This is a genomic window from Mesorhizobium sp. SEMIA396, from assembly GCF_024518615.1.
GTDB lineage: Bacteria > Pseudomonadota > Alphaproteobacteria > Rhizobiales > Rhizobiaceae > Mesorhizobium.
In genome coordinates, this window is sequence record NZ_JANIFC010000006.1 from 95,000 (window position 1) to 115,972 (window position 20,973).

A 20,973-nucleotide genomic window follows, 5' to 3' on the forward strand; every position below is an offset into this window, starting at 1 on the left:
GCGGCAGAAGAAGGTTGGCGCATTACGTCAGGCGACCCCCTCTGTCGGCTTCAGCGACATCTCCCCCTCAAGGGGGGAGATTGCCTGCATCCTTCCAAGGATCCGCAACCCTTGGCCACACCGGCCTTGTCAGCTTCTTGTAATCGGTCACCGCCGGATTGCTGGGATACGAACTCGGCGCCGAGACATAGATGATCTCGGCGGCGATCGGCTCGAAGCCGGCGTAGAAATGGTTGGTCGACTTGATCAGCAGCATGTCCTTGGCCATCGGATCGACGCCGATGTTGGAAAAGATATCCGGCTCGAAGGTCTGTGTGCGGTTGGTGTTGAGAATGATGTCGACCTCGGTGCCTTCGAGGCGGACCAGCGCCGTCGGCCCCAGCGTCACCCGGCTTGGCCCGAAACTCTGCCAGCCCTCCGCAACCGCTTTCAGCACGCGCACGCGCGCGTCGATCGGCTCGCCTGCCTGCGGCCCGGCCTTGCCGCCGAAGCGCAGATCGATGACCGCGCCTTCGCCCGCCGCCAGGCAGAAGGTGACCGCGATCGGATCCCAGATCGTCGCCACGGCGAACCTGTCCAGGCCACGCGCCAGCATCTGGCGCAGCACGAAGGTGCCGTCGCCGGGCACACCGCCGCCGGGATTGTCCCAGATATCGGCGATGACCACCGGCTTGCCCGGATTCTCGGCGCGCACGGCCAGCGCCCGGTCGATGCCGTCGGTGGCGCTCAGCATCGTCATCGCCGTCTTTTCGCGCAGCGCGTAGAGTTCCCGCCCGAGCCTTTCCGCCAGCGCGTCACCCTTGGCCTTGTCATCGTCGGTGACGACCAGGATGCGTGTGCCCATTTCGGCCACGTCGGCCGCCATGAAGCCATGGATGACGGAGACCGACAGCACGCCGTCCTTGCCGTGCAGCGCCTTGATGCGGTCGACGAAGGAGCGCATCGGCTCGCGGCTGGTCGGCAGCACCTGGATCATGCGGCAATCGAAGGTCGAGATGACCGGCTTGATCTCGCCCCTCGCCGCCGCAAGGCCAAGCTCGACGACGTGTTCGCCGCGCTCGTAGAAATCGGTGTGCGGAAATTCGAGGAAGTAGGCGAGGATGTCGGAGGCCGCCACGCGCTTCGGTGTCAGATGGCTGTGCGGATCGAGTTCCACGGCGATCACCACCTGCGGCCCGACCATTGCGCGAACCCGTTCGAGCAAGTCGCCTTCGCAGTCGTCATAGCCTTGCGCCACCATGGCGCCATGCAGGCCGAGGATGACGGCATCGACCGGCAGCGCTGCCTTGAGCTGGCCAAGGATCTCGTCGCGCAGCGCCTCATAGGTCTGCCGTTGCACCAGGCCGCCCGGCTCCGCCCAGGTGGCGGTGCCCTCGATGACATCGAGGCCTTCGGCCGCTGCCCGCCGGCGCAGCGCCACCATCGGCGAGGAGCACAGCGTCGGCGTGTCCGGATGTTTGCCGGGCCCGGCATAGAAGGCCATCTCGAACGAGGCCCTATCGGTCGGCACCGGCGAGAAGGTGTTGGTTTCCGTCGCCAGCGAGGCGGTGAAAATGCGCATGAAAGCTCCGTCCGTGAATAGGCGTTATTTGACCGCCCCGAGCGCCAGCCCGCGAACGAGGTAGCGCTGCAGCCAGATGAACAGGATGGCCACCGGCAAGGTCGCCAGCAACGTCGCGGCCATGACGTGGTGCCATTCGATGGTGTAGCGGCCGGCGACCAGCGAAAACACCTGGATCGGCAGCGTATAGCTTTCCTGGCTGCGCAGCATGGTGAGCGCCACGACGAATTCGTTCCAGGCATTGATGAAGGTGAAGATCGCGGTCACCGCGATCGCCGGCAGGCAGAGCGGCAGGAACACCTTGCGCAAGGTCAGCCAGCGGCCGGCGCCCTCCATCCAGGCGGCTTCCTCGAGATCGCGCGGAATGGTGTCGAAATAGCTCTGCAGCATCCACACCGTGAAGGCGACGTTGAAGGCCATGTAGATGAAGCCGAGCGCCGTCGTGCTCTCGACCAAGCCCCAGGCCGCCATCAGCCGGAACAGGCCAAGCACCAGCACGATCGGCGAGATCATCTGCGAAATCAGCAGGAACTGGCGCAAGGCGCCGTAGCCGGCAAAGCGGAAGCGCGACATCGCATAGGCCGCCGGAACCGAGATCAGGATGGCGCCAACCGTGGCGATCACAGACACGTAGAGCGAATTGAGCAGCGCCTGGCCAAAGCCGGTCGCCACCCACATGTCGGAAAAATTCGACCAGCGGAATTCGCTCGGCCACCAGGTCGGCGACAGCACTTCCTGCCTCGGCTTGACCGCGGTCAGGAACATCACCGCGAAGGGAAAGAGCGTCACCACGATCAGCGGCGCCAGCAGCAGCCAGGCGATGATGGAGCGTTTCAGCTTGCTCGTCATGTGCGTTGCTCCCGCATCGCCAGCCGCACATAGATCATGGTGAAGACCAGCAATATGGCGAACATCACCAGCGACACCGCCGATGCTTCGCCCAGCTTGCCGATGCGGAAGGCCAGCTTGTAGAGATGGGTGACCAGGATATCGGTCGAGTTGGCCGGGCCGCCCTGCGTCATCACCCAGATGATCGGGAAGGAATTGAAGACGTAGATGGTGTTGAGCACGATGGCGATGTTGATGAACGGTTTCAGGAGCGGAAAGGTGATTTCGCGGAACTGCTGCAGCGGCGTCGCCCCTTCGAGCGCCGCCGCCTCGTAGAGATCGTCCGGAATCGACGACAGCCCGCCGAGAAAGATCGTCGTCGTGAACGGCACCGTCACCAGGATACCGATCAGCACCTGCATCGGGAAAGCGGTCTCGGCGCTCGCCAGCCATTGGATGTTGTGATCGATGAGCCCGAGGCCGATCAGCGCCGAATTGAGCATGCCGCTTTCGCCGCTCAGCGCCCAGCGCCAGACCACCGCGGTCATGGTCAGCGACACCGCCCAGGGCAGCATGATGATGACGCGGGCGATGCCGCGGCCATAGAAATCGGTGTTGAGGATCATCGCCACCGGGATCGACAAGAGAAGCGCACCGCCGACCACCATCACCGTCCATTGGCCGGTGCGCCAGAGCGCGGCCGTGAAATCGGGATCGGCAGCGAGTGCCGCGAAATTGGCGAAGTCGTTGAAGTCGCGAAGCTGGCCGAAGCGGCTGACCTCATGCGTCGAGATCTGGATCAGGTCCCAGACCGGCCAGAAGATGACCACCGCCGCCAGAAACAGGCTGGGCAAGGTCAGGAGATAGGGCAAGAAACGATTTTGCATCTGCTGGCCTGCAACCTCGGCGTGCTGGATCAGAAGGTTCTGCTTATGCGAATTTCGGATCCGCCGCACCGGGCCGGGAACCTAGGTGTGGCGCGCCCCGCCTGAGTCTGGGGCGCGCCACGGGCGCAGGGAGATACGCCCTATTTCTTCAGCACGGCCTCTATTTCTTCAGCACGGTGTTGGCCTTGGCGGCCGCGTCCTTCAAGCCCGCCTCAGGGTCGCCGCCGAGATAGATCTTCTGCATGGCGTCCGACGTGATCTGGGCGACTTCTTCCCAGCCCGGAATGACCGGCGCGAAGCGGGCGTCGGGCAGCAGCGCGGTGAACGCCGCCAGATCGGCATTGTTGACGTAGTAGTCCATCTTGGCCTCTTCCTTGTTCACCGGCAGGAAGCCTTCGCCTTGCGTGAACTTGGCGCGCTGTTCCGTGGTGAACAGGAAATCGAGCAGCTTCCAGGCTTCGTCCTTGTTCTTGGAGTTCTTGAACATGATGATGGAATCGGTCACGCCATAGGTGCCGCGCGCGCCGGTCGGGCCGGCGGGGATGGCTGCAACGCCGTATTTCAGGTTCGGCGCCTCGTCCTTGATCTGGTTGGACAGGAAGGGTGCGGTGATCATCATGCCGACCTTGCCCTGCTTGAACAGGTTCTGCACGTCTTCGCGGTTGTTGGAGGTGACGCCGGGTTCGGTCAGGCCTTCGTCGATCATCGACTTGTAGAGCTTGGCGGCCTCAAGCGCACCTGGCGTGCTCAGGCCCGAAGTGCCGTCCTTGTTGAGGATCTCGGTGCCCTGCGACCACATCGCATAATAGTAATAGACGTCGGTCTCGATCTCCTTGCCCTGCAGGCCGAAGCCGAACGTGCCCGACCCCAGCGCCTTGATCTTGCGCGCATCTTCCTGCAGCTCGGTCCAGGTTGCCGGTGGCTTGGCGATGCCGGCTTTCTCGAACAGCTCCTTGTTGTAGTACATGGCGCGCGCCGAGGCCGCGATCGGCAGGCCGTAGGTCTTGCCGTCCATGATCGAGGGCGACAGGAAGGTGTCGATGAAGCGATCCTTGAAGTCGGGCTTGATGTAGCCGTCGAGCGGCTCGGCGACATCCTGCTGGACGAAGTCGATCAGCCAGCGCGTGCCGATGATCGACAGATCGGCATTGGTGCCGGCGGTGATGTCGGTGGTCAGCTTCTGCAGCAGCACATCCCACGGCACCACTTCGAACTTGACGCTGATGCCGGGGTTCGCCGCCTCGAATTCCTTCTTGACGTCGGCGAAATAGGGAGCAGTCTTGGCGCTGTACTCGGCCACGGTGACGCGCACCTCGCCCGCATCCGCCTGCGCCGCAATTGCCAGCATGCTCATTCCGGCCATCAGGCCGACAGTCCATTTTGCAAGGCTCATTTGATCTCTCCCATTGGTGTTGCGCCTGCGCGCCTCTCCGTGCCGGAGCAGAAGATTTATGTGACTTTCCTACATTATCGATGATTTGAAGGCTTACAAGCGGATTATTGTGTTGCTTAATTACATTTACAGGCCTAGGCCTTATGCGATCTGTCAGAACTCCCGGAGGATGACGCACGGTGGTTTCGCAATCCGAGTTCGAGGGCAGGGCCGAGTTCGAAGGCAGGGCCGAGTTCGAGGGCAAGACCGTCGTGGTGACGGGTGCCGGCGGCGGGCTCGGCACGGCCATCGTGGCGCTGATAGCGCAAAGAGGCGCCAGGGTCGTCGGTTGCGATCAGTCAAGCGAGGCGCTGAACAGTCCGCACCTTGCCTCCCGCCATGTCTTCGATCTTCTCGACAAGGCATCGATAGCGACGGCGATCGGCGCGATCCTCGACCGGGATGGTGTGCCCGACATTCTCATCAACAATGCCGGCTGGACGCGTGCCGAGACGATTTCGGCGCTCGATCCCGACAGAATAGAGCAGGAACTCGATCTCAACCTGACTGGCGTGATGAATTTCGCCGACCCGCTGGTCAAGGCGATGGCTGGCCGCGGCTCGGGCAGCGTCGTCTTCATCTCCTCGGTCAACGCCATCGCGCATTTCGGCAATCCGGCCTATGCCGCCGCCAAGGCCGGCATCAACGCCTATGCCAAGGCGATCGCCGTCGAGCTCGGCCGCAGCGGCCTGCGCGCCAATGTCGTTTGCCCCGGATCGATCCGCACCGCCGCCTGGGACCACCGCCTTGCCAAGGATCCCGAAATCCTCGGCAAATTGCAGCGGCTCTATCCGCTCGGCCGCATCGTCAACGCCGCGGAAGTGGCGGAAGCCGTCGCCTTCCTTGCGTCCGATCGCGCATCGGGAATAACAGGCGTGGTGATGCCCGTGGACGCGGGACTGACCGCCGGCTGCCTGCCCTTCATCGACGACATTCTGGGAGCGTGACAATGACCGATGTCGAGTTTCGCGATCTGTCGAAATCCTTCGGCCAGCACAAGATCCTCGAGAACATCAGCCTCGATATCAAGAGCGGCGAGTTCGTCGTCCTCGTCGGCCCGTCCGGCTGCGGCAAGTCGACCTTGCTGCGCATGCTGGCCGGCCTGGAGACGATCACCTCCGGCGACCTGTTGATCGGCGGCGTGCGCGCCAACGCGCTGCCGCCACAGCAGCGCAACATCGCCATGGTGTTCCAGTCCTATGCGCTGTTTCCGCATCTGAAGGCAGCTGACAATATCGGCTTTGGCCCGAAGATCCGCGGCGAGACGCGCACGGTGATCGATGAGAAGGTCAAGAAGGCGTCCGGCGTCCTCAATCTCTTCTCCTATCTCGACCGCTATCCCCGCCAGCTGTCGGGCGGCCAGCGCCAGCGCGTCGCCATGGGCCGCGCCATCGTGCGCGAGCCGTCTGTGTTCCTGTTCGACGAGCCGCTGTCCAACCTCGACGCGCAATTGCGCGTGCAGATGCGCGTCGAGATCAAGGCGCTGCACCAGCGGCTGAAATCGACGATCGTCTACGTCACCCACGACCAGATCGAGGCCATGACGATGGCCGACCGCATCGTCGTGATGGACCGCGGCAGAATCCAGCAGGTCGGGGCGCCGCTGGAACTCTATGACAGGCCTGCCAACAAGTTCGTCGCCTCCTTCCTCGGCTCGCCGTCGATGAGCTTTGTGTCCGGTTCGCTCAAGACGACGCTTGAGAAAACCTGGTTCGAATCGGCCGGTGGCGGGCGGCTTGCGCTTGCCGGCAAACAGGTGCCGGCGGACAGCGCGGTGGAGGCTGGCATCCGGCCCGAGCATTTTATCGTCGGCGAGGCTGTCGACGCGATGGCGATCAGAGTGGATGTCGTCGAGCCCACCGGCTCCGAAACACATGTCTATGGCGCTATCGGTGCTGATACGGTACGCGCCGTGTTCCGCGACAGGGTGCCGGTCAGGCCGGGAGACCTGCTGCCGGTCTCGGTCGACCCCGGCAACATCCATCTGTTCGACAAGGCAACGGGCCTGCCTCTATGAAGACGCCGGCCGACATCATCACGCGGCTGCAGCTGATGTCGCAGGACGGAACGAAGTCGGATCGCAAGCTGGCCGGCTTCGTGCTGGCAGACCTCGATTTCGTTTCCAAAGCGGCGATTTCGGAAATTGCCTTGCGCGTCGGTGTCAGCGAGCCGACGGTGACGCGGTTCTGCCGCAACCTCGGCTGCGAGGGCCTGCGCGACTTCAAATTCTATCTGGCGCAAGCCATCGCCATCGGCGGCCAGTATCTGTCGCCGGAGCCGTTGAGCCGCGATGCCCGCGAACAGCGCATCGCTTCCGCCATCACCGAAGCGGCGATATCGGCCATCCAGCGCGCCAGCGAAAACCTCGACATGACGACGCTGGTCGCCGTCGCCGCACGCATCGCTGTTTCCGGTAATGTGCTGTGCATCGGCTCCGGTGGCATTTCGTCCATGATGGCGACCGAAATGCAGAACCGGCTGTTCAGGCTTGGCGTGTCGGTGCTGGCGCAGATCGACGGACAGTTGCAACGCATGTACGCCGCCGTTGCCACCCCCGACACCACGCTGATCGCCTTCTCCGTCTCCGGCTATGCGCGATCGGTCATCGATGCGGTGCAGGTCGCCCAGCAATATGGCGCCACCACGATCGCCATCACCCCGCCGGACTCCGCACTCGCCAAGGTCGCCGACACGGTCATCCATTTCCAGTCGCTCGAGGACGGCAATATCTACAAGCCGACATCGTCTCGCTATGCGCTGCTGTCGATCGTCGACATGATCGTCACCTCGGTCGCCGAGACGCGCGGACCGAGGGTTTTGGAGAATCTGCGCCGCATCAAGCAGAGCGTTAACACGTTGAAAGTCGACGATCCGCGTTTGCCATTGGGCGATTGAACCCCTACGGCCAAGGACATCAGGATTGATGGCCGAGCGCCTCGATGCTTTTCGCCAATTTCGCCGGATCGCCTTCAATGCGCACGGTCTTCAGCCGCGCGGTGCCGCCGGCGACAACCGAGACAGCGGACCCGGGCACGCCCAGAGCCTTGGCCAGCAGCTTTTCGAGCGCATGATTGGCGGCGCCGTTTTCCGGCACGGCGCGGACGCGCGCTTTCAGATGGCTTCGCCCGTCCGCCGTGGCCTCGAAGCCTTCGAGCCTGTCCAGCGCAGCCTTTGGCGTCAGCCGGACAAACAGCTCGGCGCCGTTTTCGCGCAGGCGAAACGGCGTGCTCATAAGGTCATCCTGCTCACAGGATCAGAGGCGCCACCGTGGTGAGCAGAAACTGCCGCAGGAAGAACAGGATCAGAAGCAGGATGATCGGCGAGATGTCGATGCCGCCAAGGTCCGGCATGAAGCGGCGGATAGGCCGCAACGCCGGCTCGGTCAGCCGGTAGAGCATGTTGCCGATGCTGCCGACGAACTGGTTCTTCGAATTGACGACGTTGAAGGCGTAGAGCCAGGAAAAGATCGCCGAGGCGATGATGATCCACCAGTAGAGGTCAAGCGCCATGACGATTGTTTGAATGAGGGCGAGCATGCCGGTCTCCAATTGTTGCCGACATGTAGCCATTGCACGCGAAACCGGCAAGGGCCGCCTTTCTGTGGAGCGCCAATACCGGCCCGGTCGGACTGTAGGGCATGTCGCCGACACCCCAACGAAGGCGCGAATACACAAAACCGGCAAGGGCCGCTTTCCGCCGGCGCCAGATCGACGCTTGACGGCACTGGATTTCGGCAAACCTCCGCCTTGACAGGAAACCGCGGCGCCCGATAAATGCGCCCATCCGCTGGACGGGGCTGTAGCTCAGCTGGGAGAGCGCGTCGTTCGCAATGACGAGGTCAGGAGTTCGATCCTCCTCAGCTCCACCAGCGGAATAATTCTCCACGCTGCGCGCCAGATGCCCATCTTTGCGCCACATGCAGTCCGCGACGCTCGTCCCGGCTTGCCCCCGCGGTTGGCATTTGCTGTGCCAGCACCTTAAAAGGCCGCGCTACATCGCCTATTTCGCAATATCCGGCAAAACTTTTGTCAATTGGACTTATGGCGGAAGAGCTCGCTGATTGTTTCCGTTTTTTTTGGAAACCACCCCACTAAATTGACGTTACCAAATCAGTTTTTTCTGTGCGTTGTGACCAGGGCGTTTCGGCGGGGGCGACCGGAGACGCTAGATCGATTTCGAGTCGAAATGAAAAATCCGCCTGCGGAAGCAAAGACGTGTCAATTCGCGACAATCTCGCTGCAAACCTTAGACGGCTGTGCAAGGACCATGCCTCCGTAAGTGCGGTATGCCGTGAGCTGCGCATCAATCGCACGCAATTCGAACGCTATCTGCAAGGGCAGACCGTTCCCAACAAAGCTACCGCCAAGCTGATATGCGATTACTTTCGGATCGACGAAGCCGAACTGTACCAGGATCCCGGCGCACCCGAGCCGGCGATGCGTGGCCTGCCGCCGGTTTCCGAGAGCCTGTTCAACCAGATGATCCGCCCTCCCAGTCCTTCGATCGCGGGCGGCACCTATTTCACCTATTTCTCGATCCCGGGCCGCCTCGACCTCCTGATGCGCTCGGTGACCTTCGTGAGGCGCGAAGCCGAACTGGTCACCTTCCGAAGGGTCACCGGATGGTCGGAGCGCCGGGGATCGACCTGGGCACGAGCGCGCGGCAATCACTATGGCGTGGCGATCTCGCGGCTGAACTGGATCTATTTCAGCGGCATCAATCGCCGCCAGACCGGGGAGCCGTCGCTGATCTCCGTGCAATGGGCTCCCATCTCCGAACCGGTGCTGATGGGCAAGGCCATGCTTCTGACGGAGGCCGGCCCGGCATTCGTGTCCGTCATCATGCGGCGCGACATTGCCAACATCCACCCAAGGGATGCCATCAGCATGGCGCATGTCATCAATCTCGACGATCCGGGCGTCGATCAACTGGTTGTCAGCCTCACCCGGGACGGGTTGGGCTAACCCCTCGGATCGCCGTGTCTTACGCCAAATAAGAATAAGCGTACGCCAATTAAGCGTATGCCAACGATTGTCTACTCTGTATCTGAATAAAATCGATATTTTACACTTTAATGCCAGGAAAGATAATCCACGGGTCCGTCTTAGGATCGTGGTTTTACTATAATTTTAACAAACCATTAACTCTTCCGACCTTACCTTTCTTCACGCGGATCCCGTTCCGGGGGTCTTTCAACGGATCCCAAATTGGGGTCAGGAAAGGGATGAAAATGGCCAAGAAAGTGACCAATGCTCCGAAGCTGACGATTGCCGCCGGCACGCAGACCGTCTTCTTTTCGCAGGGCATGCACTACAACAAGCGCTGAAGCCGTTCTGCGCCGACGAGCGTCTTGCTTGTCGGCGCCTCGGCTCCACAGATGGCAATCAGCTTCATGAAAATGCGCTCTTCGAAAACGCTTGTTTTCTACCCCGGACCGAACAAGGTCACGGCATGCAACTTCCTGACCAGGAGCGTGTTTGAATGCAGTCCTGAGATGGTCGGCCTTCTCGCTTCGTGGGACAAATGGGCATCGACGGCGGACATTGCCCGCGCCCATGGATGGTCGAAGTCCGAGTTGAAGGCTGTCGTTCCCCAGTTGCTCGATTTCTCCGCGCTGGTCACAGCCGGATCGCCTCTCGCCGAGCAGGAGGAACAGTTTTCAGGACAATGGAGTTGGGGGCTTCCGACGGCGCTGATGCATTTCTGTGTCCAGGACAGCGAATACATGACCATCGAGCAAGCGGAAGAGCGGCAGATAGAACGCGCCGGCCATACGCCGCAGCCGAACCTCATGCTCAAGAATTCCGCAGGCGCCATCCAGCTGCCGAATGCACTGGAAGACAATGAACTTCTCAGCTTGATGGCGCGGCGCCGCACCAACCGCACGGCGGCTCAGCCCACCATCACGGCCAAACAGCTTTCCGATTGCCTGTTCGCAGGGCTCGGCATCATCGGCGAGACCGCCAATTGCGTTGGCACCCTGCCGCTCGGCATGACCCCTTCAGGCGGCGCGCGAAATCCCTATGAGGCCTATGTGGTCGCGCTCGGCGTCGATGGCCTCGAACCCGGTGTCTATCACTATTCCGCCGCGGATCACGACCTTGGCAGGATTTCCGCAAACCATCTGCCGAAAATCTCCGAACTGGTCGGCGGACAGGAGTGGGCCGACGCCATGCCGTGCCTTGTCCTGCTTTGCGCCAAGCTAGATCGCACGATGTGGAAATATGAGGACGCCAACGCCTATCGTGTCGTGCTGATCGAGGCCGGCCATATCGGCCAGAACATCATGCTGGCAGCGACCAATCATGGCCTGTCGGCATGTCCGACAGCCGCGCTCAGCCATTCCGCCATCAAGCGGCTGCTTGGTCTCGACAGTTTCACCGACGCACCGATCTATGCCTTGACCCTCTCGACGCCGGAAAGAGATCCGTCCACGGCGGGCCAGTCCATCAATTAGCCGACCAACTATGTGCATCACAGCCAGTAACGCGTTCCCTAGGGTATAACCAGAGACAGGAGCAGCACGTGCCAAATCAATCCTTACGCCAGTCGGAAATCGATAGCCTTCAATATATTTCGTCGATGACCAATGAGCTCGTGCAGATGGCCGAAGCAAGCCGTTTTCCGATGATCTCCTATCTGCTGGGCATGGCCTATGCAGAGGCCTTCGACGTTCTTCGCGGCGCACGGCCGGCCAGGCATGCGCAGCTCAGCGGCAACCCGCTGCACCCCAAGGCGCAGGCAAAGGACACTCGGGCCGCCCAGCCACGGAGAGCGTAGCGACATGCAGTCGTCAGCCGCATGCGCGGTGGCCGGCTCGACCTCCCGGCCAAACCGCTGGGAGACGCTGTGCGCGTTGCAAAGCCTGCTGCCGTTGCTGAAGAAGGCCGTGACGGACCTGCGCCGCGCCGACATGGTCTACTGGTTCGAGCAGGCCGATGCCGAGGTCGCCAACATCATCAGGGGCCACCCCTCCGATGCAACCGCAATCCCGGCCCTGATTGCATCCTGCCCGCAGGACCGGCATCCGGTCGCTCAAACTTGATGCCAAACGCGACGCGTTCATTGGCGCCGCTGAAAATGCTCTGATCACCAGTTTTTCAATTTCAGACCGGAACCTATTGCGCGTCTGGAATGCCAAGGGGGACCTGCACATGAACATGATAGCCAACATCAGAAGCGTCGATGCCAGGGAAGGCGTTTTCAGCCGGCTCGACGTCTTGATCGCCAGGCGGCCGCCATCGCCTGACGCCGCGCGGGTCGAGGCCCGCCAACTCGTCTCGATGGCGATTGCCGACAGCTGCCAGGCCGACAGTCTCTGGGGTACAGTGGACGCTTTCCACGCCCATTTCGACTTCATGATGCAGACCATCGAGATCAACGGCGCCGATGACCCGGGCCTCGGGCCCTTGCGCACGAAATGCCGTTTCTATCTCGAACAGGTCGAGGCCCTGAGCCTGTCACTGGCCTATTGACAGGCCGGCCCGAACAAATTCGGTCCTAGAGCAATTCCAGGAAAAGTGTGAAATGGTTTTCCCGGGAAAACGCAGAGCGTTTTCCCTTGGGAATTGCGTCAAACCAAAGAATTAGAGCAGTTAGCCGTTTCCGTGAAACGGTGAACTGCTCTAGTTGCGCAGGCTGAACACGAACGGCGCTGTACGGCTCAGACGCGAGCCGAGTTCCGGTGGCGGTTTCGGCACCGTGGCGCCTTGCAGCACGGCGAGCGCCGCACGGTCCAGATCCGCATCCCCCGAGGAACGAGAGAGCCTGGCAGACAGGACCCGGCCGGACGAGTCGACCGTGAAGGCGACATATGGCCTGCCCTCCACGCGTCGGGCCTTGGCAGAACTGGGATAGCGTGTGTGCCGCTTGATCCAAGCACCCAGACGGGAGTCCCATTTGCTGGAGTCGCCGGAGCGAGACGTCGATTCCGCCGCCTTCGGCGCGGCGGTCCTGGCCGCGGGCCGTGCGTCGGCGCTGGCGACGGCTGCCGTCTTCGACGGAGCCGCCTTCTCCTTCTTAAGCCGCGGCTTGGGCTTCTCGACAGGCTTCTTCGCCTTGGCCTCGACCGGTTTCTTGTCTTTGACAATTTCGACCGGTTTCGGCTGCGGCAAGGGAATGACGACGTCTGGCGTGACAGCCTCGACCACATCCGGGATGACCTCATCCGGCGGCGGCTGATCGACCTGTTCAGCCGTTTCGGCCTGGGTAGATTCGGTCTGGGTGGGTTCGGTCTCGTCTGGCGCGACCGCTTCCGGCGGCTCGACAACCGGCTCGGCCTTTTCGACCGGTTCTTCAGGTGTCGGCTCGGTCGTCGGTGTCGGTTCGGTCTGATCTGGCGTCACCGCGTCCAGCGCGGCGACCTGCTCTTCCACGGCCGGCATCACCACCATCGGTGCCATCTCGATCATCTGCGCGGGGGGTGGACCGCCATCCGCTTCGGTGACCATTGTGAGGTTCTGCACTGCATAGGCGACCGCGACATGGGCTCCAAGGACCAGCGCGGCAGCACCGGCCCACAAGCCAAGGTCGCGCCAACCGAAGCGCGACAGCTGGACCGAGGGCACGGCGACCGCTTGCGTCATGGCGCCGCCGCACCAGTGGCTGCGGGCGCCGGGGCATTGGACGCGGGAGCCGTCTCCAGGCCCACCAGCGCGATCTTCAGATAGCCGGCACCGCGCAATAGATTCATCGCCTCCATCAGGTCGCCATAGGCGACCGCCTTGTCGGCGCGCAGGAAGATGCGCGTCTGCTTGTCGCCCTTGGTCTTGGCGTCCAGCGTCGTGGCGAAAGCCGGGCGCGGCACGCTGTCATTGCCGATCGCCAGCGTCAGATCGTTCTTCAGCGTCAGGAACAGCGGTGTCTCGGGCCTCGGCGCGGGCGTTGCCGTCGAACCAGGCAGGTCGACATTGACATCCACCGTGGCCAGCGGCGCCGCGACCATGAAGATGATCAACAGCACCAGGATGACATCGATGAACGGGGTGACGTTGATCTCGTGGCTTTCCTCGAGATCGTCATCCATGGTCTGTCGGATTCTGCTTCCCATGGCGCTACTCCGCCGCCAGTGGCGTTGCCGGCGCGACGGTGCGGAAGTCCAGGTCGCGGCTGACCAGCCGTTCGACCCCGGCCGAGGCATCGGCGAGGATCTGCCGATAGCCGGCTATCGAGCGGGCAAAGACGTTGTAGATGACGACGGCCGGTATCGCCGCGACCAGGCCCATCGCGGTGGCCAGCAGCGCCTCGGCGATGCCCGGCGCGACCACTGCGAGATTGGTGGTCTGCGCCTGCGAGATGCCGATGAAGGCGTTCATGATGCCCCAGACCGTACCGAACAGGCCGACGAAGGGCGCGGTCGACCCGATCGTCGCCAGCACGCCGGTGCCGCGCGACATGCGCCGCGCCGCCGCCGCCTCGATGCGCGACAGGCGCGACGTGACCCGTTCCTTGAGGCCATCGCCCGAGACATGATCGAGCGCGCCGGCCGAGAGTGCGGTCTCCTCCTCGGCCGCCCGCACCAGCAGCGCGCCGGGCCCGCCGCTGCGGTCGAGGGTGCGGCTGGCCTGCTTCAGCGTGGCGGCCTCGCCGATCGCCCGCACGGCGCGACGGATGCGCAGCTTGCCGCCGAAAAGCTCCAGCGACTTGGCCAGCCATATCGTCCAGGTGACGAGGGAGGCAAAGGCCAGCCCGATCATCACCGCCTTGACGACAATGTCGGCCGCCATGAACATGCCCCATGGCGACAGGTCATGCGGCAAGGTCAACTCCATCGCCGTCGAAGGTCCGGCCTCAGACGGCGCGCCCGTGTTCGGCTGGGTGCCTGGCTGCGAAGGCGCCATCGTGGCGGGCGGAGCGACTGCCGGTGCGGAGGGTGCGGGTGCAATCGGCGCTGGGGCTGCGGGAGCAGCCGGGGTGGGGGCTTCGACCGCCGGCGCGGCACCGGCGGGTTGCTCCTGGGCCATCGCGCTGCCGGCCGACAGGATGACGGATGCGACCAACGCCGCCAACAAACCAGTTCTCGACAACAGCTTCTTCCTTGTTCTCACAGCGGCCTGCCGCCTTCTATTTCCCGCCGCCGCATCAGATATTGTCACTGCACATAGCCGACAGGCTGGCCGGTGACGGGGTGCGCGAACACGCCCATCTCCACACCGAAAATGCCTTTCAGCACATCGCTACGCATGATTTCGCCTGGCGTGCCGCGCGTCAGCAGCTTGCCGTCCTTGAGCGCGATCAGTTCGTCGCAGTAGCGCGCCGCCATGTTGGGATCGTGCAGCACGACGACGACACATAGGTCGCGTTTGCGGCTGAGCTCCTTGACCAGCCCGAGCACCTCGACCTGATGGGCGATGTCGAGTGCCGAAATCGGCTCGTCGAGCAGCATGACGCCGGCGTTCTGCGCCACCAGCATGGCGAGCCAGGCGCGCTGGCGCTCGCCGCCCGACAATTCGTCCACCAGCCGGTCGGCAAAACCCTCCATATCGGTCAGGGCCAGCGCCTCCTCGACATGCTGCCTGTCCTCGGCGCGGAAACGGCCAAGCGCGCCATGCCAGGGATAGCGCCCGAGCGTCGCCAGTTCGCGCACGGTCAGGCCGGTCGCCGCAGGCGTCGTCTGCGGCAGATAGGCAAGCGCGCGGGCAAATTCGCGGGCACCCCATTGCGGCAACGGACGTCTGGCGAAAGTGATGGCGCCTGAACTCGTCGGCTGCTGGCGCGCCATGAGCTTGATAAGCGTCGACTTGCCCGAACCATTGTGGCCGATCAGCCCATAGACGCGCGAGCGCTCCAGTTCGAGCGAGACCGGACCGAGCAGCGTCCGCTCGCCGACGGCAAAGCGCACCGCGTCGATATGGAAGGCAGTCTGGGCATCAATTCCAGCCATGCTCATGGCTTTTCTCCAGTGCGGCCGCCCGCATTTCCAGATTCCGGCATTTCGACGGGTCGTGCCCGGTTGACTATGAAACATGACCTTACTAGTCAACATTGAAGATGACTGCAACGATCAACAAATCGTCGCGACCGGCAATATCGGCACGAAAATTTGGAAACAGGGGGCGCAAAGGATGATTTCAGGACATGGACCGATTTGGCGGAACCGGATAGCGCGCAAGCGCCTGCTGATCGCAACGGTGTCGCTGCCGGCCCTGCTTGGCTGCGGCCATGCACTGGCCCAGGAGACGGTCACCACCACCCTAGACCCGATCAAAGTCCAGGAACGTGTCGAAAGCGCTTTCGGGCCGGTCAAGGGCTACGTTGCCACAAAGGGCTCCACCGGCAGCAAGACCGACACGCCGCTGATCGAGACGCCGCAATCGATATCGGTCATCACCAGGGACCAGATGGAAGCGCAGGCCGTCGACAGCCTGAACAGCGCGTTGCGCTACACACCCGGCGCCACCGGCAATCTCTACGGCACCGACAATCGCGGCCTCGGCCTGCAGTTGCGCGGCATTTCGAACGCCAGCGGCGTCTTCTACAGGGACGGGCTGCAGCTCAAGGAGAGCAATTTCACCCTGTTCACCGCACTCGATTCCTATGGCGCGGAACGCTACGAGGTGCTGCGCGGACCGGCGTCGGTACTTTATGGCCAGGCAAGCCCCGGCGGCATCATCAACTATGTCAGCAAGCGGCCAACCGAGGAAAACCTGCGCGAGGTCGAATTCGGTGGTGGCAGCTTCAACCGGTATGAAGGCAAGTTCGACTTCAGCGGTGCCGTGAACGCCGACAAGTCGCTGCTGTTTCGCCTCACCGGCGCCGCTCACATGGGCGACACGCAGACCGACTTCGTCAAGGACGACCGCATCTTCATCGCGCCGGCGATCACCTGGCAGCCCGATGCCGACACCAGCCTGACCATCCTCGCCAACTATCAGCGCGATCGCTCGGGCTGGGCGATGCAGTATCTGCCTGCCTACGGCACGGTCATACCGGGCAAGGACGGCAAGTACCTGCCGAACAGCATGTTCGTCGGCGAACCCGGCTTCGACTCCTACAACAACGACCAGGCCTCGATCGGCTACGAATTCGATCACCGTTTCAACGAAACCTGGCAGGTTCGACAGCATGCCCGCTACGTCCACCTTACCCACACCGAGGAAGGCGTCTTTGGTGGCGGACTGACGGACTCGAACGGCCTGGAACCTTCAAGCGGCGACTACTACCGTTATGCAGATGCCGGCGGCACCAAACTCAGCGGCGTCACCATCGACAACCAGGCACAAGCCGATTTCGACACCGGGCCGCTCGCCCACACGCTGCTCGTCGGCCTCGACTACAAACGCTATACTTACCGCGACTATGCCTCGGAAGGGACCGTCGAGGACGGTTTCAACGTCTTCGATCCGGTTTACGGGTACCCGATCACCGATCTGACGCCCTACACCGATACCGACACCACCCAGCAGCAAGTCGGTCTCTATGCGCAGGACCAGGTAAAGCTCGGCAACTGGCGGCTGACCCTTGGCGGCCGCCAGGATTGGTCGGACGCCAAGGTCTACGACAATCTGGCCGGCGGCTACATTCCCGAGCAGAAGGACAACGCCTTCACCAGCCGGGCGGGGCTCGTCTATCTCGCCGACAACGGGCTTGCGCCCTATGTCAGCTACTCCGAATCGTTCCAGCCCGTGGCCGGCGCCGACAGCGACGGCAATCTGTTCGTGCCCGAGACCGGCAGGCAGTACGAGATCGGGCTGAAATACCAGCCGACCGGGTGGAATTCCTTCATTACGGCATCGGTTTTCGACCTGACCCGACAGAATGTCGTGCGCTATGGCAATGAGGGCCGGCCCGACGACATGTTCCAGACCGGCAAGATCCGCTCGCGCGGCGTCGAACTCGAGGCCGTTGCCAGCCTCGATTCCGGCTTCGACCTGAGAGCGGCCTACACCTATCTCGACACCAGGATCACCAAGGCGACTTCTGTTGTTGATGATAATGGGAGTTCGATCAGCAATGAAGGCAATACGCCCTTCGGCGTGCCGAAGCATTCCGCGTCGCTGTGGGCGAATTACACCTTCGGCAGCGGCCGCCTGGAGGGCCTGGGGCTGGGCGCCGGTGTCCGCTATGTCGGCTCGACCTATGGCGACGACGCCAACAGCTTCAAGGTCCCATCGGTCGTGCTTGCCGACGCGGCGGTGCATTACACCTGGCAGAACGCCACGCTCAGCCTCAATGCCAGCAATCTGTTGGACAAACGCTATGTCGCCTCCTGTTTCTCTTCGGGCTTCGGCTGCTTCTACGGCGAAGGCCGCAGGATCAACGGTTCGGTGAAATACACATGGTAAAAGCAATGTGGCGGGCCGGCCCAAAATGGCGGCGCTGACACGGCGCCAGTATCTTGCCGGCCTCGCCGCGACCGGCCTCGCTTTGCCGGGCGGCATGGCACGCGCGGCACCTGCCCGCGTCGTCTGCCTGGAATGGACATCGGCCGAACTGGTGGTCTCGCTCGGCCTGTCGCCGCTCGCCGTCGGCGACACCAGGGGTTATGGCGACTGGGTGCAGGGCCCGGCGCTGCCGCAGGCCACCATCGACCTGGGATCGCGCAGCGAGCCCAATATCGAACTGCTTCGGGAGTTGCGGCCCGACCTGATCGTCGGCGCCTATGGCTATGGCTTGGACGAGAACAGCTTCACCAGATTGGCGCCGACCTTCAACGTGCCGTTCTACAGCGGCAAGGCTCCACCTTACGCGCAGGCGCAACAGGTGACGCTGCAGCTTGGCGACATGCTTGGCCGCAGGACGGAAGCAGAAAACCTTGTCGGGCGCACCGAAGCCTCGATCGCCCAAGCGCGTGCCAGGCTGGAGCGGGCGGTGCAAAAACCGGTCTGCGTCGTCAGCATGTTCGACGATCGCCATGTCCGCGTCTACGGCGCCGGCAGCCTGCTGCAGGATGTCCTCGACCGGCTCGGCCTCGTCAACGCCTGGACCGGCGCCACCAATGAATGGGGTTTTTCGACGGTCGGCATCGAGGAACTGGTCGCCGTCGGCGAGGCGCAACTGATCTCGCTCGATCCGATCCCGCCGCACGTCAGGATCAGGATTGCCCGCAGCTCGCTCTGGGCCAATCTGCCCTGCGTCCGGAACGGCCAGGTGCGGACCATTCCGCCGGTCTGGCCGTTCGGCGGTCTCACTGCTGCCGCGCGTTTCGCCGAATTCGTGGCAGCGGCATGATCGCTCAGGCAATGTCCCTGCCGCGACAGCGCGACGGCATCGGCGCGTTCATCCTGCTGGTGGCCGTGCCCGCGGGCCTGGCACTGATGCTGACCATCTTCGATCTCATCAACCTTTTCCCGACGCACTTGTGGTGGCATGCGCTCACCGCTCCCGACACATCCGATCCAGCGCAGTTGCTGTATCGCTATGCCTTCCTCCCGCGTGTCGCCGTCAGCATGCTGGCCGGCGCGGCACTTGGTCTCGCCGGTGTCGTCATGCAGCATGTGCTGCGCAACCCGCTGGCCGAGCCGACCACGATCGGCACCAATGCCGGAGCGAGCCTCGCATTGGCGGCCGCCACCCTCTACGCACCATGGTTGCTGGAAGGTGGCCGCGAAGGCGTGGCGCTGGCTGGCGGCGCGCTCGCCACATCAGCCGTTTTCGCACTGGCGCGCGGGCGCAGCTTTTCGCCAGTGTCGATCATCATCGCCGGCCTCGTCGTCAGCCTCACTTTCGGCTCGGCCGGCGCGCTGCTGATGGCGCTCAACCGCGAATACACCGAGGAGCTGTTCATCTGGCAGAGCGGCTCGCTGGTGCAGAATGGCGACGCGGCGGTCCTTGTTCTGGCGCCATGGCTGCTGGCCGGCATCTGCGCCGCGCTCCTACTCTGGCGACCGCTACGCCTGCTCGACCTCAGCGACGACGGCGCGGCATCGCTCGGCACCCGGCCGGCCGTCATCCGCCTTGCCGGCATGACAGTCGCCGTCTCGCTTAGCGCGCTGGTCGTCGCCGAGGTGGGCGTCATCGGTTTCGTGGCGCTCGCCGCCCCGGCGCTGGCGCGGCTGGCCGGAGCGCGCACGCTTGGCCGCCGCCTGGTCTGGTCGCCGCTGGTCGGCGGTGCCCTGCTCTGGCTCACCGACCGGCTGGTGCAGCATTTGCCGTTCACCGGCGAAATCCCCGCCGGCACCGCGACCGCTTTGCTCGGCGCGCCGCTGCTGCTGTTCCTGTTGCCGCGAATGCGAACCACCCCCGAAAGGCAGGCCGACATGGTGTCGTCGATACGCCTGCCGACAAACGGCCTGCCGTTGATCGCGGGCCTGCTGGCGCTCATCCTCGCGGTTGTCCTCGCCATCGGCTTTGGCCGTGGCGCAGGCGGTTGGCACTGGATCGCATCCGCGGATTTGACCGAGCTGCTTGCCCTGCGCGCGCCTCGCGTCGTCGTCGCCCTGTCGGCGGGCGTCCTGCTCGCCGTCGCCGGCACGCTGATGCAGCGCATGACCGGCAACCCGATGGCCGCACCCGAGGTCCTGGGCATTTCCGGCGGCGCCTCTTTCGGCGTGCTGGCGCTGCTGCTGCTCAGCGACAGCTTCGACCGCTCAACAATGCTCGGCGCGGCCTTGGCGGGCGCCTTGCTGGCGCTGACGATCGTCGTGCTGGTCGGGCGACGCAATGCCCTGTCGCCGGAACGGCTGCTGCTTGCCGGCGTCGCCGTTGCGACGGTCGCGTCCGCCTTCGCCGCGCTGCTTCTGGCCAGCGGCGATCCGCGCATGGACTTCCTGCTCGCCTGGCTGTCGGGATCGACCTATCGCGCAACGCCAACGGATGCCTTCACCGCCGCAACGGTCGCGGTCACCGTCCTCGCGCTGGCGCCGCTGACCGCGCGCTGGCTCGATATACTGCCGCTCGGCGAAACCGCCGCGCGTGGCCTTGGCCTGCGACTGGGACGTGTTCGCGCCACATTGCTTGCGCTCACCGCATTGGCCACCGCAACCGCGACATTGGTCATCGGCCCGCTGAGCTTCGTCGGCCTGATGGCGCCGCACCTCGCACGCATGCTTGGCTTCCACCGCGCCGTGCCGCAGCTTCTGGCCTCGGCCATGACAGGCGGGCTGATCCTCGTTGCCGCCGACTGGGCAGGGCGGACGCTGATCTTTCCCTGGCAAGTGCCGGCCGGCCTCATCGCCGCCTTCGTCGGCGGCCCCTATTTCATGGCGCTGATGTGGAAAGGCAGGCAATGAAGTCCGTCCTGGCATATTGCCGCCCTTGCGCTGCCGATTGTAAGCAGCGCCCACCGATGACGGCCGGCGCGCTCACCGCGCCCGTCAAGACAGCTT

21 protein-coding genes and 1 tRNA gene are annotated in these 20,973 nt (G+C 63.5%); 12 read left to right on the plus strand and 10 right to left on the minus strand.

Annotated features, from left to right (window positions below):
* Window positions 1-67 precede the first annotated feature (67 nt).
* The 4 genes from NP503_RS16140 to NP503_RS16155 all read right to left on the minus strand — a co-directional run bounded on the left by NP503_RS16140 (window position 68) and on the right by NP503_RS16155 (window position 4,669).
* A complete protein-coding gene (locus NP503_RS16140; RefSeq protein WP_127268519.1) occupies window positions 68-1,561 on the minus strand; it encodes a M81 family metallopeptidase in 1,494 nt (497 codons plus the stop codon).
* Between the two features lie 24 nt (window positions 1,562-1,585).
* Complete coding sequence (locus NP503_RS16145) at window positions 1,586-2,410, minus strand: carbohydrate ABC transporter permease (RefSeq protein WP_013528984.1); 825 nt, start codon at window positions 2,408-2,410, stop codon at window positions 1,586-1,588.
* Window positions 2,407-3,276, minus strand: coding sequence for a carbohydrate ABC transporter permease (locus tag NP503_RS16150; RefSeq protein ID WP_023811708.1), 870 nt, complete (start codon window positions 3,274-3,276; stop codon window positions 2,407-2,409). The genes NP503_RS16145 and NP503_RS16150 overlap by 4 nt, the downstream gene beginning before the upstream one ends.
* Window positions 3,277-3,436: 160 nt before the next feature.
* Complete coding sequence (locus tag NP503_RS16155; protein WP_127268520.1) at window positions 3,437-4,669, minus strand: sugar ABC transporter substrate-binding protein; 1,233 nt, start codon at window positions 4,667-4,669, stop codon at window positions 3,437-3,439.
* Window positions 4,670-4,848: 179 nt separating this feature from the next.
* Between NP503_RS16155 and NP503_RS16160 the strand changes: the two genes are divergently transcribed.
* From NP503_RS16160 to NP503_RS16170, 3 genes are read left to right on the plus strand one after another with little or no spacing between them, the layout of a single operon-like run.
* Window positions 4,849-5,655, plus strand: a complete 807-nt coding sequence (locus tag NP503_RS16160; protein WP_127276572.1) for an SDR family oxidoreductase — start codon at window positions 4,849-4,851, stop codon at window positions 5,653-5,655.
* Window positions 5,656-5,657: 2 nt separating this feature from the next.
* Window positions 5,658-6,725, plus strand: coding sequence for an ABC transporter ATP-binding protein (locus tag NP503_RS16165; RefSeq protein WP_127268068.1), 1,068 nt, complete (start codon window positions 5,658-5,660; stop codon window positions 6,723-6,725).
* Complete coding sequence (locus NP503_RS16170; protein WP_127268067.1) at window positions 6,722-7,603, plus strand: MurR/RpiR family transcriptional regulator; 882 nt, start codon at window positions 6,722-6,724, stop codon at window positions 7,601-7,603. The genes NP503_RS16165 and NP503_RS16170 overlap by 4 nt, the downstream gene beginning before the upstream one ends.
* 19 nt (window positions 7,604-7,622) lie before the next feature.
* On the opposite strand, the gene NP503_RS16175 is transcribed toward NP503_RS16170, so the two are convergent.
* Both NP503_RS16175 and NP503_RS16180 read right to left on the minus strand, forming a co-directional pair.
* Complete coding sequence (locus NP503_RS16175; RefSeq protein ID WP_127268066.1) at window positions 7,623-7,940, minus strand: DUF167 family protein; 318 nt, start codon at window positions 7,938-7,940, stop codon at window positions 7,623-7,625.
* Between the two features lie 13 nt (window positions 7,941-7,953).
* On the minus strand, window positions 7,954-8,244 hold the full coding sequence (locus NP503_RS16180) for a YggT family protein (protein WP_023811703.1): 291 nt from the start codon (window positions 8,242-8,244) through the stop codon (window positions 7,954-7,956).
* Between the two features lie 256 nt (window positions 8,245-8,500).
* Between NP503_RS16180 and NP503_RS16185 the strand changes: the two genes are divergently transcribed.
* The 6 genes from NP503_RS16185 (at window position 8,501) to NP503_RS16210 (ending at window position 12,183) form a co-directional block, all read left to right on the plus strand.
* Window positions 8,501-8,576 (plus strand) — tRNA-Ala (locus NP503_RS16185).
* Window positions 8,577-8,922: 346 nt separating this feature from the next.
* The gene (locus NP503_RS16190) at window positions 8,923-9,672 is read left to right on the plus strand and encodes a helix-turn-helix domain-containing protein (RefSeq protein ID WP_127268065.1); all 750 of its coding nucleotides are present in this window, start codon (window positions 8,923-8,925) and stop codon (window positions 9,670-9,672) included.
* Between the two features lie 530 nt (window positions 9,673-10,202).
* The gene (locus NP503_RS16195; RefSeq protein ID WP_236382936.1) at window positions 10,203-11,165 is read left to right on the plus strand and encodes a SagB/ThcOx family dehydrogenase; all 963 of its coding nucleotides are present in this window, start codon (window positions 10,203-10,205) and stop codon (window positions 11,163-11,165) included.
* Between the two features lie 68 nt (window positions 11,166-11,233).
* Window positions 11,234-11,488 carry a hypothetical protein gene (locus NP503_RS16200; protein ID WP_127268063.1) on the plus strand — a complete coding sequence of 85 codons (255 nt, stop codon included), beginning with the start codon at window positions 11,234-11,236 and terminating at the stop codon, window positions 11,486-11,488.
* A 4-nt stretch (window positions 11,489-11,492) separates the two neighbouring features.
* Window positions 11,493-11,753, plus strand: a complete 261-nt coding sequence (locus NP503_RS16205; RefSeq protein ID WP_127268062.1) for a hypothetical protein — start codon at window positions 11,493-11,495, stop codon at window positions 11,751-11,753.
* 109 nt (window positions 11,754-11,862) lie between these two features.
* Window positions 11,863-12,183: a hypothetical protein gene (locus NP503_RS16210; protein ID WP_164748714.1), complete on the plus strand. Its 321-nt coding sequence runs from the start codon at window positions 11,863-11,865 to the stop codon at window positions 12,181-12,183.
* 150 nt (window positions 12,184-12,333) lie between these two features.
* Here the strand turns inward: NP503_RS16210 and NP503_RS16215 are convergent, their stop codons facing one another.
* The 4 genes from NP503_RS16215 to NP503_RS16230 form a co-directional block, all read right to left on the minus strand.
* Window positions 12,334-13,293 (minus strand): energy transducer TonB, encoded by a 960-nt coding sequence (locus NP503_RS16215; protein ID WP_127268060.1) that lies wholly within the window; start codon window positions 13,291-13,293, stop codon window positions 12,334-12,336.
* Window positions 13,290-13,757, minus strand: a complete 468-nt coding sequence (exbD, locus tag NP503_RS16220; protein ID WP_127268059.1) for a TonB system transport protein ExbD — start codon at window positions 13,755-13,757, stop codon at window positions 13,290-13,292. Before exbD ends, NP503_RS16215 begins: the two co-directional genes overlap by 4 nt.
* Window positions 13,758-13,761: 4 nt before the next feature.
* Window positions 13,762-14,733, minus strand: coding sequence for a tonB-system energizer ExbB (exbB, locus tag NP503_RS16225; RefSeq protein WP_127272292.1), 972 nt, complete (start codon window positions 14,731-14,733; stop codon window positions 13,762-13,764).
* Between the two features lie 65 nt (window positions 14,734-14,798).
* Window positions 14,799-15,590, minus strand: a complete 792-nt coding sequence (locus NP503_RS16230; RefSeq protein WP_164748715.1) for an ATP-binding cassette domain-containing protein — start codon at window positions 15,588-15,590, stop codon at window positions 14,799-14,801.
* A gap of 181 nt (window positions 15,591-15,771) precedes the next feature.
* Here NP503_RS16230 and NP503_RS16235 point away from each other — a divergent pair, with 181 nt between their 5' ends.
* From NP503_RS16235 to fhuB, 3 genes are read left to right on the plus strand one after another with little or no spacing between them, the layout of a single operon-like run.
* The gene (locus NP503_RS16235) at window positions 15,772-17,991 is read left to right on the plus strand and encodes a TonB-dependent siderophore receptor (RefSeq protein WP_127270619.1); all 2,220 of its coding nucleotides are present in this window, start codon (window positions 15,772-15,774) and stop codon (window positions 17,989-17,991) included.
* 25 nt (window positions 17,992-18,016) lie between these two features.
* Window positions 18,017-18,877 (plus strand): ABC transporter substrate-binding protein, encoded by an 861-nt coding sequence (locus tag NP503_RS16240; RefSeq protein WP_127272291.1) that lies wholly within the window; start codon window positions 18,017-18,019, stop codon window positions 18,875-18,877.
* Entirely contained in the window at window positions 18,874-20,877 is a 2,004-nt protein-coding gene (fhuB, locus tag NP503_RS16245; protein ID WP_127276541.1) for a Fe(3+)-hydroxamate ABC transporter permease FhuB, read from the plus strand. Before NP503_RS16240 ends, fhuB begins: the two co-directional genes overlap by 4 nt.
* The last annotated feature ends 96 nt before the right edge of the window (window positions 20,878-20,973 follow it).

Excerpts from the sequence above, each read along its gene's own strand:
- NP503_RS16140 (WP_127268519.1), bottom strand. The coding sequence starts at position 1,561 with ATGCGCATTTTCACCGCCTCGCTGGCGACGGAAACCAACACCTTCTCG.
- NP503_RS16145 (WP_013528984.1), bottom strand. The coding sequence starts at position 2,410 with ATGACGAGCAAGCTGAAACGCTCCATCATCGCCTGGCTGCTGCTGGCG.
- NP503_RS16150 (WP_023811708.1), bottom strand. The coding sequence starts at position 3,276 with ATGCAAAATCGTTTCTTGCCCTATCTCCTGACCTTGCCCAGCCTGTTT.
- NP503_RS16155 (WP_127268520.1), bottom strand. The coding sequence starts at position 4,669 with ATGAGCCTTGCAAAATGGACTGTCGGCCTGATGGCCGGAATGAGCATG.
- NP503_RS16165 (WP_127268068.1), top strand. The coding sequence starts at position 5,658 with ATGACCGATGTCGAGTTTCGCGATCTGTCGAAATCCTTCGGCCAGCAC.
- NP503_RS16170 (WP_127268067.1), top strand. The coding sequence starts at position 6,722 with ATGAAGACGCCGGCCGACATCATCACGCGGCTGCAGCTGATGTCGCAG.
- NP503_RS16175 (WP_127268066.1), bottom strand. The coding sequence starts at position 7,940 with ATGAGCACGCCGTTTCGCCTGCGCGAAAACGGCGCCGAGCTGTTTGTC.
- NP503_RS16180 (WP_023811703.1), bottom strand. The coding sequence starts at position 8,244 with ATGCTCGCCCTCATTCAAACAATCGTCATGGCGCTTGACCTCTACTGG.
- NP503_RS16195 (WP_236382936.1), top strand. The coding sequence starts at position 10,203 with ATGGTCGGCCTTCTCGCTTCGTGGGACAAATGGGCATCGACGGCGGAC.
- NP503_RS16205 (WP_127268062.1), top strand. The coding sequence starts at position 11,493 with ATGCAGTCGTCAGCCGCATGCGCGGTGGCCGGCTCGACCTCCCGGCCA.
- NP503_RS16210 (WP_164748714.1), top strand. The coding sequence starts at position 11,863 with ATGAACATGATAGCCAACATCAGAAGCGTCGATGCCAGGGAAGGCGTT.
- NP503_RS16215 (WP_127268060.1), bottom strand. The coding sequence starts at position 13,293 with ATGACGCAAGCGGTCGCCGTGCCCTCGGTCCAGCTGTCGCGCTTCGGT.
- exbD (WP_127268059.1), bottom strand. The coding sequence starts at position 13,757 with ATGGGAAGCAGAATCCGACAGACCATGGATGACGATCTCGAGGAAAGC.
- NP503_RS16230 (WP_164748715.1), bottom strand. The coding sequence starts at position 15,590 with ATGGCTGGAATTGATGCCCAGACTGCCTTCCATATCGACGCGGTGCGC.
- NP503_RS16235 (WP_127270619.1), top strand. The coding sequence starts at position 15,772 with ATGATTTCAGGACATGGACCGATTTGGCGGAACCGGATAGCGCGCAAG.
- NP503_RS16240 (WP_127272291.1), top strand. The coding sequence starts at position 18,017 with ATGGCGGCGCTGACACGGCGCCAGTATCTTGCCGGCCTCGCCGCGACC.
- fhuB (WP_127276541.1), top strand. The coding sequence starts at position 18,874 with ATGATCGCTCAGGCAATGTCCCTGCCGCGACAGCGCGACGGCATCGGC.